Below are 12726 nucleotides of genomic sequence, written 5' to 3' on the forward strand. Positions count from 1 at the left end.
CTCCTCGGTGTCGGACGGCCCCCGCAAGGACGACAGCGAGGATCACGGTCGTCCCGGTGACGGCCCCAGGAGCGACGACCGCGGCGACACCCCCTCGAACGGTCGTGGCCCGGTGACGGGCATCGGTTCCGCCTCCGCCGACGAGCTGATCGCGATCGCGGATGCCGCACGCGGCGCGGCCGACGGCGACGTCACCTCGATCGACGCGAAGCGTGACGGCGCCTGGGAGGTGCAGCTGAGCACAGCGGCGGGAGATGAGACCGAGATCCGCGTCGACAAGGAGCTCGCGGCGACCGTCGCCTCCACCGACGCGGCAGACGGCGACGACACCGGCCCGACGCTCATCCTCGACGACGAGACGATCCGCGCACTGGTCGCCGCCGCACTCGCCGAGGCCGAGGGCATGATCACCGACCTCGATGTCGACGGCGACGACGTGAGCCCCTACGACGCCTCGGTGCTCACTGCGGACAGCCGATCGATCGACATCGAGTTCGACGCCGACTTCGCGGTCGTCGGTACCGACATCGACTGAGTCGGTGCGGGCCGCGTCCTGTCGGGCGGACCCGAGACGCCCGGCATGATGGTGCCGCCGCTCCCCACCGGGGCGGCGGCACCATCGCGTCCTGCGGTGGCGAAGCCGATCAGCACGCAAGTCCGATTAGCATTCAAGGATGACGAACTCCGACCCGATCGACGACATCTCCATCGGCGGTGAGGTGATCCGCCTCGGACAGTTCCTCAAGTTCGCCGGCCTGCTCGACTCGGGCGGCGACGCCAAAGAGGTCATCATCGACGGGTACGTGACCGTGAACGGCGAGATCGAACGACGCCGCGGACGACAGCTGCGCGACGGCGACCTCGTGTCGTTCGAGGGACGCACCGTCCGCGTCCGACCGTGACCTCGGCCCGCTGATCGCCGACCGGTCCGCGGCCGCAGTTCAGGCGGTCCGGTAGCGGAGGAACATCACCCCGCCGTTCGCGACCATTCCTCCGGGGAGGTCGAGTGGGCGGGGTGTGCGGTCCGCGAGGGAACGAACGGGACACCCCGCCCCGAGGGCCACGACTCCCCAGCCGTGCCCTCGTGCGCCGGCCGGCGGTTGCACCGCGCCGAGGAGGGCACGGGTCGAACACACTGCCGTTCGCCGACCGACGAGGTCTGAGGTCCGTCGTCGCGGCGTCCCGATCAGATGACCGGTGGAGGTGCGCCGCCTCCGCAGAGAAGACGTTGGATGCGCGGGACCATTACGCGCGACGGGCTTCGGTCAGGATACGGTGCCGGGTGGAGGGAGCACTTTTCGCGCGGTGACGATGATCAGCACCACGAGGAGGGCGACGATCGTGAGGTCGGCCGCGATGTACGCGTAGTGCGCCCCGTTGGTGCCCGGCGCCTCCGATCCCGCGATCACGAGGTCGCTGCGCCGGTTCAGCACGGGACGGATGAGTGCGACCTCGACGACGAAGACCAGCCAGATCCCGCCCAGGATCATGAGGGGCCCGCGTCCCGCCCGTGCTCGCACGCTCACGAAGGTGAGCACCAGGAGCACGATGCCGGCGAGCACATTCAGCGCGGTGAAGACGAGTCGCCCGATGCCGAGCCCGATCGGGATCGTGACGCCGGGGGCGAGGAACTTCAGCGGCGCCTCGAGGAACGAGATCGCGATGATCGCGCCGAGCAGGAACGCGGGCAGCAGCAGCCGCAGGGCCGTGGTCGTCCGTCCCGTCGTCGTCACGTGGTCCTCCTGTCTCGCCGGTCGATGGCGCCCCTCGACGCTACCTCCGCGCTGTCCGGGAGAGGTCAGCATCCACCGGGGAAAAGCCCTGTGCGCTGGTGACGACCTGTGCCCTGGTGAGAGACCTCTGCCGTCACAGCCACTCGATCACCTGCTCGATCAGGATGCCGACGCCGATGACCGTCATCGCGATGCCGGCGATCCGGGTGACGACGGAGCTCGCGCGGGGCCTCGTCCGCAGCAGTCGGCGAGCGAGCAGCCCGACGGTCGTGTACACGACCGCGATGTTGAGCAGATGCAGGCCACCGAGCGCGAGCATCTGCGTCGTTGACGGCCAGCCGTCGGGGCTCGTGAACTGCGGCAGCAGGGCGAGCAGGAGCAGGAGGCCCTTCGGGTTGATGCCGCTCACGCCGGAGCCGCGCAGGAACTGCGCCCATCCGCCCGTGGCGATCGGCTCGCCGCTCTCGGCGATCGGCGCCGGGCGGCTGGCGAGCGTCGTCGCCCCGAGGAAGATCAGGTAGAGCGCGCCGACCACCGTCAGCGTCGTGAGGGTGACGGGATACGTGGTGACCAGCGCGCCGAGGCCGAGCGCGACGGCGACGATCACGACGGTGTAACCCGCGATCATCCCGAGGATCGATGGCGCGATCGAGCGAGCACGCAGGCCGGCGGAGATCGCATAGGCCCAATCGGCGCCCGGCGTCAGGGCGAGCATGACGGCGACCACCCAGAACTGCATGACCAGCGCGATATCCATCGGTTCTCCTCGATTCGAGGAAGAGACTACGAAGAATCACGCGAAAGGTGCTTCGATTCTTCGGGCGACTGACGGCTTCACCTGCAAGAATTGTCACCATGGACGCACTTGACCGGGAGATCCTCTCGCTACTGCAGGACGACGGTCGGATGAGTGCCACGAATCTCGCCGCGCAGGTCGGGTTGAGCCTCTCCGCCTGCCATCGCCGACTCAAAGAGCTGGAGCAGTCCGGAGCGATCGAACGCTACCGGGCGGTGGTCGCCCCGGCAGCCGTCGGCCTCACCTTCGAAGCCATCGTCTTCGTGACGATCGGGCGTACCGACAAGGACACGATCGTCGCGTTCGAGGAAGCCGTCGTCTCGATCCCCGCCGTCGTCGAGGCGCAGCGCCTGTTCGGCGACCCCGACTACATGCTGCGCATCCTCACGCGTGACATGGGTTCGTACCAGGAGCTCTACGACAACACGCTCGGAACCCTCCCCGGCGTGCAGCGCCTCACCTCGACCATGGTGATGAAGCGGCTCGGCGCAGATCGGGCCGTTCCGATTCCCTGAGGCCGGTCCGAAGGCGCCGGAAGTCCTCAGACGAGGGCTCGACGGATGCGCTCCGCGAGCTCTGCGGGCGAGGCATCCACTGCCGCAGTGAGGCCGCCCTCGTCCGACCCGAGCGGCTCCAGCGTCTGCAGCTGCGACTCAAGCAGTGCGGGAGGCATGAAGTGGCCCCGCCGTGCGGTCGCCTGCTCCGCGACCCGCTCCTGCGGCGCATCGAGGTGCACGAAGACGACCGTCGGCGCCGACGCCCGAAGCCGATCGCGGTAGGTGCGCTTCAACGCCGAGCACGCGATGACGACCCCGGGGTCCGCGGCGAGCGCCGCCCCCACCCGGTCGAGCCACGGCCACCGGTCGTCGTCGTCGAGCGGGACCCCGGCTGCCATCTTCGCGATGTTCGCCGGCCCGTGCAGGTCATCCGCATCGATGAACGCGACACCGATCCGGCGGGCGAGCTCCTGACCGACCGTGGTCTTGCCCACCCCGGAAACCCCCATGACGACGATCGACCGAGGCTCGGTGCTCACCAGTCGTGCACCGTTCCATCCGCCAGCCGGTTGTACGGCAGATAGGCGCGCTCATACGGGTACTTGCCGGCCGCGTCGACGTCGAGCTCGACGCCCAGGCCCGGCTTGTCGCCGGGGTGCAGCAGTCCGCCATGCCAGGTGAAGGACTGCCGGAACACCTGGTCGGTACGCGAGCCGTGCTGCATGTACTCCTGGATGCCGAAGTTGTGGATCGAGAGGCCGAGGTGCATCGCCGCCGCCATGCCGACCGGCGAGATGTCCGTGGGCCCGTGCATGCCGGACTTGATCTGGTACATCGCGGCGTAGTCGAGCGTCTTCTTCAAGGGGCTGATACCGCCCATGTGGGTCACGGCCCCGCGCACGTAGTCGATGAGCTGGTCGCGGATGATGTCCTTGAAATCCCAGACGGTGTTGAAGATCTCGCCGATCGCGAGGGGCGTGGTCGTGTGCTGGCGCACGAGTCGCAGCGCCTCCTGGTTCTCGGCGGGGGTGCAGTCCTCGAGCCAGAACAGGTCGTACGGCTCGAGCGCCTTGCCGAGCTTCGCCGCCTGGATCGGCGTCATCCGGTGGTGGCCGTCGTGCAGCAGCGGGATGTCGGGGCCGAACTCGTTGCGCACCGCCTCGAAGACGCCCGGCAGGTGGTTCAAGTAGGCGCGGGTATCCCAGTCCTCTTCGACGGGCTTCGCCCCTCGGCGGGCGGGCTCGTGGTCATAGCGGGCTTCTCCCCCTCCGGTGTCGGCGGCCTGCGAAGCGATGCCGTAGATGGCCTTGAGCCCGGGAACACCGGTCTGGATCCGGATCGCCCGATACCCCTGGTCGAGGTGCGCGCGCACGGAGTCGAACAGTTCAGGCAGCTCCTTGCCCGACGCGTGACCGTAGGCGAGAAGCCCGGTGCGGCTGGCTCCGCCAAGGAGCTGGTAGACGGGCATCCCCGCCTTCTTGCCCTTGATATCCCACAGCGCCATGTCGACCGCGGCGACAGCGGCCATCGTGACGGGTCCCCTGCGCCAGTACGCGCTCCGGTAGAGGAACTGCCAGGTGTCCTCGATGCGATCCTCGTCGGCACCGATCAGCAGCGGGACGACGTGCTCGGTGAGATACGCGACGACCGCGAGCTCGCGCCCATTGAGGGTGGCGTCACCGAGACCGGAGATGCCATCGGCCGTCGTGAGCTTGAGGGTGACGAAGTTCCGGTCGGGGCTGGTGACGATGACCTCAGCCTTGTCGATGCTCATGCGAGGGTCCCTTCGGGAGTGAGGTGGTCGATGACGGTGCGTGCGCGGTCAGCCGCGGGCACGGCGGAGATGGTGCGGGCGATCACGGCCGTCGCGGGGTCGGTCGGGTCGAGTTCGACGAGGGAGCGGATCCAGCTCTCCACGGCGTGCAGCTGCGCGTCGTCGGCGGCATCGCCGGCCTCTCGGCGTCTCCGCAGGGGAGCGACGAGGCGCAGCGCCACCTTGATCGGACTGTCCCGACGGATCTGGTCGAGCCGATGGGCGATGCGCGGATTCGAGAAGCGGAGGCGCAGATCGTCGAGCCATCCGTCGAGCTCCGCGACCGGCAGGTCGACCGCGGTGCGCTGCGCAGCCCACAGCGCCTCGGTGTCGGCGCGCAGGTCGGCATCGCCGAACGCCTCTGCGATCGTGTCGTAGCCCCGCAACCGCCCTGCCGCGGCGAGGAAGGTGTGCCCGGCGTTGAGCAGATAGAGCTTGCGCGCTTCGTACGGTCCGACATCCGCCACGAATCGCGCACCGACCTGCGCCCACTCCGGAGCACCGCCCGGGAACTCGCCCGCGAGGATCCATTCCGTGAACGGCTCGGTGACCACCGCGGACGGATCGTCGAGGCCGGTGAGCTCCCGCACAGCGTCGATGTCGGCAGGCGTGACGGCAGGGGTGATCCGGTCCACCACCGTGTCGACGAACGATGCGATGTCCGAGATTCCCGCAGCCTGGGGCCCGGCGGCCTTGCGCACCGCGTCGCTCAGCACCCGGCCGTTCTGCGGCAGGTTGTCGCAGCTCACGACCGCGATGGCTCCTGCACCGGCATCCGCCCGAGCGACGAGACCTTCGGCGATGCGCCGCGGAACCCCGGAACCGGCCGAGTACCCCGCCTCGGTGACCGTCACGGTCAGAACTGCGACCCGAGGATCGGTGAGAGTGTCGAGCCAGGCCCGCTCATCCGATCCGGGTACCGCCCGCACGATCGACTGCACGGTCGTCGCCCGGTCTCCCTCGGCGGAGCGCTCCAGCACCGTGTACACGCCGTCGTTGCGCGACAGCAGCTCTGCGGCCTCAGGGGCACGCCCGGTGAAAGCGGCGATGCCCCACCCGTCGTCTGCGGTTGCACGCTCGTTCGCCTGCTGGGTGTACCAGGCCTGGTGAGCCCGATGGAAGGCGCCGAGACCCAGATGAGCGGCACGGAGCGGGGGATGCTGCGTGCGCGCAGGCCCGGTCACGATCCGATGCCGGCGGCGCCGGCAGACGCGCGCAGGAACGCGAGGTCGTCGATCAGGCGCTCCTCCAGCGGAGCATCCGTCGAGAAGTCCTCCAGCGTCACCCAGCCGTCGTAGCCGACCTCGGCGAGGGCGCGGAAATAGTCCGGCACGCTGGCGATGCCCTCGCGAAGCGGAGCCCATGCCGACTCCCAGCGCACATCGCCGTCGAGCCCGGTCTGCCCGGTGCGCTGCCAGACGGCGTTCTTCACATGCACGTGCGCGAGGTACTCCCCCAGGAGTTGCAGGCCGGCGCGAGTGTCCTCCTGCCCTTCGATCACGAGGTTGCCCAGGTCGTGGATCACACCGATGGTGCGCGGGTCGATGCCGTCGACCAGGCGGAGGGCGGCCGACGCCGACGCCGAGATCGTCTGATGGTGCAGCTCGACGAGCACCTTCACGCCGAGTGCCCCCGCCTCGCGGGAGGCCCACTCCAGGTCGCCCCTGGTCTGCGCGAACACCGTGCGATAGTCCTGGGTGTCGTTGAAAGGGATGCGCACGCGCACCTGACGCGCACCGAGTTCTGCGGTGGCCCTGAGCGTCCGCAGCACATCGTCGTGGTCGGGTGCGAGCGCGTAGCCGCCGATGCCGCTGAACTCCAGCCCGGCCTCGCGGGTGATGCGGGCGATCTCGGAGACCGACCCCTCGAGCCCGGTGAGCGGCCAGGTCGCGCGATTCCCGGCCCAGAATCCGGGCGGGTCGGCCTCGTCCTGGTCGGTGATGCGCCACTCGATGCCGTCATACCCGATCGCGGCGATGCGGCGAGCCGCCTCTGCCGGCTCCCAGTCGGGGGTCGCCGCGGTGAACACCGAGAACTTCATGCGATGCCTCCCGTCCGCACGTCCGCATCGTCGACGGTGCCGTCGATCAGGTCGGCGACGCGTACCGCAGAGCCGGTGGTCGCCGACACGTAGATGCCGCGCACCACGGCGAGCGCCAGCAGTGCCTCGGGTACGCCGACCCGCGAGGCTCTCCCCTCACGGATGCTCCCGACGATGTCGGCGTACTGGCGGGCGTGACCCTCGGCGAACGCCTGCGGGTCACGGTCGTCGCCGAGCCGATGCCCCTCGGGCACCCAGTCGACGCTGCGGTCGGCGGTGTCGCCGTCCACCCACAACCGCGCGAGCTGGTCGTTCTCGATGATGCCGGTCCCCTGCGCGCCGTGCACGGCCAGCCGCACCGGCTGCTCGGGGAAGGCGGCCGTCGTGGCGTGCAGCACAGCGAGCGCGCCCGACTCGAAGCGCACCGTGACGACCGCCACGTCTTCGACCTCGACCCGCTCATGCGCGAGCAACGCGGTGTGGGCGAACACGTCGACGGGAGTGCCGAGGAACCACAGCAGCAGGTCGACGGTGTGCACACCCTGGTTCATCACGGCGCCTCCGCCGTCGAGCTCCCAGGTGCCCCGCCAGGCGCCGGAGTCGTAGTACTCCTGCGAGCGCCACCAGGGCACAGAGGCCACCGCACTCGTGATCCGCCCCAGGCGTCCGGTGTGGGCGGCCTCAGCGACGGCCACCGCGCCCGGGTCGAAGCGGTGCTGACTGATCACCGAGATCCGGATGCCGCGCGCCTCGGCGTCCCGTGCGATCGAGGCCAGCCGGCGACCACGTTCCATCGACACGTCGAGGGGCTTCTCGAGCACGACGTGCATCCCCCGCGCGACCGCCCGCTCGGCGAGTTCGACATGGGAACCGCTCGGGGTGCAGATGACGACCACATCGATGTCGTCGGGGATCGACTCGATATCGGCGTGCGTGGATGGGCGCTCTCCGCCCAGTTCTTCGACGATGAGGTCGGCCAGCCGATCGGTCGCGGTCGGCACTTCGTCGACGACCGCGACGATGCGCAGGCCAGGGGTGGCCGCGATCGCTCTGGCGTGGTTGACGCCGATGATGCCGCATCCGACGATGGCGACGTCGAGGATTCCGTCGGTCATGAGAGGGTGACTCCGATCTCGTCTGTGAGTGTGCGCAGGGCTCGGCCGGCACGACCGAAGGCCTCAGGCCCCGAGAAGCCGCCGAGCGCGTTGACGTCGGTGAGGTGGGGTTCGAGCGAGGCGAACCCCGCATAGCCGTCGTCGCGCAGGGCCGTGAGGGTCTCGCGAAGTTCGCCGTCGCCGTCACCCACCGGGACGACCTCACCCGTCGCGGCGAGAGCGTCCTTCAGCTGCAGATACTCGAGGTGCGGCCGCAGCTTGGCGTAGCCGTCGGTGAACGGCCGGACGCGGACCTGGACGAAGTTGGCGTTGTCCCAGGCGACGCGCAGCCGGTCGGAGCCGACCGACTCGATCACATCGAGCACGCGCGAGGGGATGTCGCCGTAGATGTCCTTCTCGTTCTCGTGCACGAGGGTGACCCCGGCCGCTTCGGCGGTACGGGCGAGCGCCGCCATCCGCACGAGCACCTCGTCGCGGATGTCGTCCGCCGAAAGGTGCTCGGCTCGGAAGAACGAGAAGATGCGGATGTAGGGGGCCTCCAGCACCTCGGCCGCCCGGATCGCCCGTTGCAGCCGACCGACCTCGTGCTCGACGGGCAGGGACACATCGACTTTTCCGACCGGCGAGGCGACGGCCGAGACCGCCATGCCGCGCTCGCGCACCACGGCCGCGAGCTGCGCGAGCTGCGACTCGTCGAGATCGACGACGTTCACCCCCCACGCGCTGCGCACCTCGATGTGCCGCGCGCCGAGCGCCTGGAGCACGGCGATCTGCACGGCCGGGTCCGGATCGATCTCGTCACCGAATCCTGAGAGCTTCCACGGGGTCATTTCACTCCTCCTGCGGTGAGACCGCCTACGAGATAACGCTGGAACACGAGGTACAGCACGACGACGGGAATGGCGCAGATGAGCGAGGCCGCCATCATCTGCCCGTACAAGGGCACCGCCCCTGTCTCCTGAGTCGCACCGAAGATCTGCAGTGCCACCGCGGCGGTACGGCTGTCGCGGTTGGTCATGACCGAGGCGAACAGCACGTCGTTCCAGCCCTGCAGGAACGCGAAGATCGCGGAGACCACGATCCCCGGCCAGCTCAGCGGCAGCACGATGCGTGTGAGGACACGGAAGTTGGAGGCGCCGTCCATGCGGGCCGCCTCTTCGAGCTCGCGCGGAAGCCCGCGGATGTACGTCACCATCACCCAGGTCGAGAACGGCAGCGCGAAGGTGAGGTAGGTGACGAACACCGACCAGTGCGTGCCGATGGTGGGGATGCGCAGCACCGACGACAGGGTGGAGAACATCACGAACACCGGCAGCAGCATGAGCGTGCCCGGAACCGACTGCAGACCGAGCAGCCCCCGAAGGATGGTGACGCGTCCGATGAAGGTGAACCGCACCAGCACCCACGCCATCGAGACGGCGACGGCCGCGCAGACGACGGCGACAGCCCCGCAGATCAGGAGGCTGTTGGCGAGGCCCCCTGCGAGATCGACGCTGCGCCAGACCTTGATGTAGTTGTCGAGGCGCAGCTCGGTCGGCCAGTATGCGCCGCCCGCGACCGCGACATCCGCATTGATCGAGGCGAACAGCATGTACGAGACAGGCCCGAACACGAGCAGGCACAGGACGATGTTCGCGGCAGCCAGAAGCGGGCGCGGCAGCAGCCGATCCACCTGGCTGTGACCGCCGGGGCGGCTCCGGCGCGGGTTGACCTGCGCGATCGTGGTGGTGGCGCTCATCGCTTCGCGTCCTCTCCGGTGTCCAGGCGCACGGCGCGCAGGTAGATGAACAGGGGGATCGCGACGATCGCGAGCGAGGCCACCGCCATGGCCGCCGAGAGGCCGAACCGGAAGCTCTGGAACGCCGTGACGTAGGTGAGGACCGGCAGCACCTCGACATCGACCGGCGCCGGTATCCCGAAGAGCACGAACGGCATCGTGAAGGCGTTGATGCTGTGCAGGAAGGTGAGGATGAATGCCAGCAGGATCGATCCGCGCAGATACGGGAGGATGACCTTGCGCAGCTTGATGCCCCACCCCGCGCCGTCGAGCGCCGCGGCCTCGTGCACCTCCGCATCCACCGCCTGCAGTCCGGCCAGCGTCAACAGGTACACGAACGGCCAGCTCACCCAGAGCTGCGCGATGACCAGGGTCCAATAGCTCTGCGGCCCGTTGAGCCACAGCCCCGGGTCGACCCCGAACACGCCGAATGCCTCGTCGACCACTCCTTCGGGCTGGAACATCGCCCGAAAGACCGTGGCCACCACGAAGGCGGGGAGGATGTACGGGATCAGGTAGACGGAGCGCACCAGCCCGCGACCGCGGAAGGCGTTCTGCGTGGCCAGCGCCGCCGTGACTCCGATCGGGATCGCCGCCACCGACACGATCAGCGCATAGCTGACGCTCAGCCCGATCCCGCGCAGCAGCGGCGAGGAGGAGAACGCCTCGACGAAGTTGCCCAATCCGACGAACGGCGCCTGCAGCCACTGCCGGATCGTGTACTGGTCCAGGTCGAGCATCGAGATCCAGAAGGCCAGCAGCAGCGGCACCAGGATCAGCAGTGTCATCAGCACCCCGCCGGGCAGCAGCATCCACAGCGGGCGGGGCCGCTCGCTCGGCGGGGTGTCGTCGGTCCGTTTCCGACGCGTGTCGGTGGCGATCGCCATGTGCGTGTCCTCGCGTCGCTACTTGGACTTGTCGAGCGCCGACTGCGCGCTCGCCTGAGCCTCGGCGATCGATGCGGCGATCGCGCTCTGGCTGAGCGATCCCCCCTGCAGGGCGGGCAGCGATTGGACGACCACGTTGGTCAGGGCGAGCTGCGTGTCCCCCCAGGCGCCCGTGAACGGGGTGGCCACCGACTGCGAGGCGGCCTGCACGTTGGCGCTCAGATCGGGGTTGTCCTTCTCGACCTGCGCGGCAGCTTCCACGCCGGTGGGCAGCTCTCCGAAGGTGTCGAAGTAGTCGAGCTGCGACTCGGTGCTGGTGAGCATCTCGATGAACGCGAAGGCGAGGTCCTGGTTCGGCGAGTACTGGGCGACGACGAGGTTGTCGCCGGAGAGGATGCTGGCTGCCTCCTTGCCGCCCTTCGGAAGTTCGGTCTCCCCCGGCGGGATGGTCGGCAGGAGCGCGTAAGAGTAGGAGTCCGCGACGGGCGAGCCCGCGAACGTGGGCTTGGAGTTGGCGGAGGTCATCGGCAGGAAGCCGGCCTTTCCGTCGGCGAAGGCGGCGACGGCCTGCGCGTTCTTCCACCCGACCGATGCCGGGTCGACGAGCCCGTCCTGGTACCAGCCGAAGTAGGTGTCGTAGGCGGCAACCACGGCCGGGTCGTCGATCTCCGCCTTCTTGGCGTCGACGTCGATCAGCGGGTTGCCCGCCTGCACACTCATACCCCAGACGAACTTCCAGGGGTCAAAGCTGTCGGCGTAGCCGATCGCGAGACCGTGCACATCCCCTGATTCGATCTTCGCGGCCGCAGCCGTCAGCTCATCCCAGGTCGTCGGCGGCTCCTCGATGCCGGCGGCGGCAAGCAGCTCGGTGTTGTAGGCCATCACGAAGGGACGACTCACGAACGGGATGGCGATCTCGTCGTCCTCGCTCGGGCCGGAGATACCCAGGGTGGATGGCACGAAGCGGTCACGGCCCCCGACCTTGTCCCAGTCGGCATCGGTGAGCTTCACGAAGGCTCCCGTGGCGTAGGCGGTCGGTGTGAAGGTGGTGCCGAGACCGTAGACGTCGGGGCCCTGTCCGGAGAGCACGGAGGTCTGGATCTTCGTGAGCTCGTCGTTGGCGCTGGCGAAGGTCTCGAACTCGACGGTGGCTCCGGTCTTCTCCTCGAATGCATCGGAGACCTTCCCGAACCATTCCTTCTGCTGCTCGGGGTAGAGGCCGTTCGCGGCCATCATCACGGTGAGCGTCTGGCCTGTCCCATCGACAGCGCCACCGGTGCCGCCGTCATCCGTACCAGCGCCGGATCCCGAGCATGCGGTCAGTGCGATCGCTGCTGCGGCCATCGCCCCGAGGGCGATCAGGGGTCGAGACTTCATTGAACTCTCCTTCGAGACAGTGAGTGGACGTGACTGCGTCTTCGCCAAGGTAGGCAAGCATGGCAATTGTTAGCAATCCATTGCCAGTAATTGCCATCCTGTGATTCTGTTGCCGCATGTCGTCTCCCACACCCCCTCCGCATCGGCCGACGCTCGCCGATGTGGCCGATGCCGCCGGCGTCGCGATCTCCACGGCCTCGCGCGCACTCGCCGTCCCCGGTCGCGGGAACCCCGACACCCGCGAGCGCATCATCCGCATCGCGAAGGACCTCGGTTACACCCCCGTCACCGCGTCGAACGCCTCGGCGACACCATCGACCCGCATGGTCGCCGTGCTCGTATCCGACGTCACCAACCCGTTCTACTTCGGCATCATCCGCGGCACCCAGCAGGCCCTGCGGGTGGCGGGCTACTCGCAGATCCTCGTGCATACCGAGGAGTCGCCCGAGATGGAGGAGAGCACGCTCGAAGAGCTGCGCAGCTCTTACGACGGGGCGATCCTCACCGCGTCCCGCCTGTCCGACGAGCGGCTCGCCGAGCTCAGCGCCGAGCTTCCTCTGGTCGCGCTGAACCGGGCGGTACCAGGGGTGCCGTCGGTGTTCATCGACACACCGCTCGGGTTCGACCAGGCGGTCGAGCACCTCGCCTCGCTCGGCCATCGACGCATTTGCTACGTGGCCGGTCCCCCCA

At 68.8% G+C, this 12726-nt stretch carries 14 protein-coding genes and 1 pseudogene; 4 read left to right on the forward strand and 11 right to left on the reverse strand.

The features are described from left to right. Window positions 1-535 (forward strand): annotated as a pseudogene (locus DSP71_RS05225) (hypothetical protein); the annotation flags it as partial. Window positions 536-674: 139 nt separating this feature from the next. Continuing rightward, window positions 675-902: an RNA-binding S4 domain-containing protein gene (locus DSP71_RS05230; RefSeq protein WP_058631948.1), complete on the forward strand. Its 228-nt coding sequence runs from the start codon at window positions 675-677 to the stop codon at window positions 900-902. 363 nt (window positions 903-1265) lie between these two features. Here the strand turns inward: DSP71_RS05230 and DSP71_RS05235 are convergent, their stop codons facing one another. Then, window positions 1266-1733 (reverse strand): hypothetical protein, encoded by a 468-nt coding sequence (locus DSP71_RS05235; protein ID WP_046748552.1) that lies wholly within the window; start codon window positions 1731-1733, stop codon window positions 1266-1268. Window positions 1734-1866: 133 nt separating this feature from the next. Next, window positions 1867-2490: a LysE family translocator gene (locus DSP71_RS05240; protein ID WP_061018490.1), complete on the reverse strand. Its 624-nt coding sequence runs from the start codon at window positions 2488-2490 to the stop codon at window positions 1867-1869. A 98-nt stretch (window positions 2491-2588) separates the two neighbouring features. Here DSP71_RS05240 and DSP71_RS05245 point away from each other — a divergent pair, with 98 nt between their 5' ends. Further along, window positions 2589-3044 carry an Lrp/AsnC family transcriptional regulator gene (locus DSP71_RS05245; RefSeq protein WP_113680556.1) on the forward strand — a complete coding sequence of 152 codons (456 nt, stop codon included), beginning with the start codon at window positions 2589-2591 and terminating at the stop codon, window positions 3042-3044. Window positions 3045-3070: 26 nt separating this feature from the next. On the opposite strand, the gene DSP71_RS05250 is transcribed toward DSP71_RS05245, so the two are convergent. Genes DSP71_RS05250 through DSP71_RS05290 form a run of 9 tightly spaced genes read right to left on the reverse strand, consistent with a single transcriptional unit; the run spans window position 3071 to window position 12036 of the window. Next, entirely contained in the window at window positions 3071-3565 is a 495-nt protein-coding gene (locus DSP71_RS05250) for a gluconokinase (protein WP_258546269.1), read from the reverse strand. Then, a complete protein-coding gene (gene manD, locus DSP71_RS05255; protein WP_113680557.1) occupies window positions 3562-4800 on the reverse strand; it encodes a D-mannonate dehydratase ManD in 1239 nt (412 codons plus the stop codon). The genes DSP71_RS05250 and manD overlap by 4 nt, the downstream gene beginning before the upstream one ends. Continuing rightward, the gene (locus DSP71_RS05260) at window positions 4797-6023 is read right to left on the reverse strand and encodes a mannitol dehydrogenase family protein (protein WP_179515693.1); all 1227 of its coding nucleotides are present in this window, start codon (window positions 6021-6023) and stop codon (window positions 4797-4799) included. Before DSP71_RS05260 ends, manD begins: the two co-directional genes overlap by 4 nt. Beyond that, window positions 6020-6880, reverse strand: coding sequence for a sugar phosphate isomerase/epimerase (locus DSP71_RS05265; RefSeq protein ID WP_113680559.1), 861 nt, complete (start codon window positions 6878-6880; stop codon window positions 6020-6022). Before DSP71_RS05265 ends, DSP71_RS05260 begins: the two co-directional genes overlap by 4 nt. After that, window positions 6877-7995 (reverse strand): Gfo/Idh/MocA family protein, encoded by a 1119-nt coding sequence (locus DSP71_RS05270; protein ID WP_113680560.1) that lies wholly within the window; start codon window positions 7993-7995, stop codon window positions 6877-6879. The genes DSP71_RS05265 and DSP71_RS05270 overlap by 4 nt, the downstream gene beginning before the upstream one ends. Further along, entirely contained in the window at window positions 7992-8825 is an 834-nt protein-coding gene (locus DSP71_RS05275; protein ID WP_113680561.1) for a sugar phosphate isomerase/epimerase, read from the reverse strand. The genes DSP71_RS05270 and DSP71_RS05275 overlap by 4 nt, the downstream gene beginning before the upstream one ends. Beyond that, the gene (locus DSP71_RS05280) at window positions 8822-9733 is read right to left on the reverse strand and encodes a carbohydrate ABC transporter permease (protein ID WP_113680562.1); all 912 of its coding nucleotides are present in this window, start codon (window positions 9731-9733) and stop codon (window positions 8822-8824) included. The genes DSP71_RS05275 and DSP71_RS05280 overlap by 4 nt, the downstream gene beginning before the upstream one ends. Then, on the reverse strand, window positions 9730-10659 hold the full coding sequence (locus DSP71_RS05285) for a carbohydrate ABC transporter permease (protein WP_046748543.1): 930 nt from the start codon (window positions 10657-10659) through the stop codon (window positions 9730-9732). Before DSP71_RS05285 ends, DSP71_RS05280 begins: the two co-directional genes overlap by 4 nt. An 18-nt stretch (window positions 10660-10677) precedes the next feature. Further along, on the reverse strand, window positions 10678-12036 hold the full coding sequence (locus DSP71_RS05290) for an extracellular solute-binding protein (RefSeq protein WP_113680563.1): 1359 nt from the start codon (window positions 12034-12036) through the stop codon (window positions 10678-10680). Between the two features lie 116 nt (window positions 12037-12152). Between DSP71_RS05290 and DSP71_RS23155 the strand changes: the two genes are divergently transcribed. Further along, on the forward strand, window positions 12153-12726 hold a 574-nt coding region (locus DSP71_RS23155; protein ID WP_258546270.1), incomplete at its 3' end, for a LacI family DNA-binding transcriptional regulator.

Source organism: Microbacterium sp. H6 (assembly GCF_003314775.1).
In the GTDB taxonomy this organism is placed as follows: Bacteria; Actinomycetota; Actinomycetes; order Actinomycetales; family Microbacteriaceae; genus Microbacterium; species Microbacterium oxydans.

Bases quoted from the DNA above. Each gene is read 5' to 3' on its own strand.
- manD (WP_113680557.1), bottom strand. From the start codon at position 4,800: ATGAGCATCGACAAGGCTGAGGTCATCGTCACCAGCCCCGACCGGAAC.
- DSP71_RS05245 (WP_113680556.1), top strand. From the start codon at position 2,589: ATGGACGCACTTGACCGGGAGATCCTCTCGCTACTGCAGGACGACGGT.
- DSP71_RS05275 (WP_113680561.1), bottom strand. From the start codon at position 8,825: ATGACCCCGTGGAAGCTCTCAGGATTCGGTGACGAGATCGATCCGGAC.
- DSP71_RS05290 (WP_113680563.1), bottom strand. From the start codon at position 12,036: ATGAAGTCTCGACCCCTGATCGCCCTCGGGGCGATGGCCGCAGCAGCG.
- DSP71_RS05240 (WP_061018490.1), bottom strand. From the start codon at position 2,490: ATGGATATCGCGCTGGTCATGCAGTTCTGGGTGGTCGCCGTCATGCTC.
- DSP71_RS05265 (WP_113680559.1), bottom strand. From the start codon at position 6,880: ATGAAGTTCTCGGTGTTCACCGCGGCGACCCCCGACTGGGAGCCGGCA.
- DSP71_RS05230 (WP_058631948.1), top strand. From the start codon at position 675: ATGACGAACTCCGACCCGATCGACGACATCTCCATCGGCGGTGAGGTG.
- DSP71_RS05280 (WP_113680562.1), bottom strand. From the start codon at position 9,733: ATGAGCGCCACCACCACGATCGCGCAGGTCAACCCGCGCCGGAGCCGC.
- DSP71_RS05270 (WP_113680560.1), bottom strand. From the start codon at position 7,995: ATGACCGACGGAATCCTCGACGTCGCCATCGTCGGATGCGGCATCATC.
- DSP71_RS05285 (WP_046748543.1), bottom strand. From the start codon at position 10,659: ATGGCGATCGCCACCGACACGCGTCGGAAACGGACCGACGACACCCCG.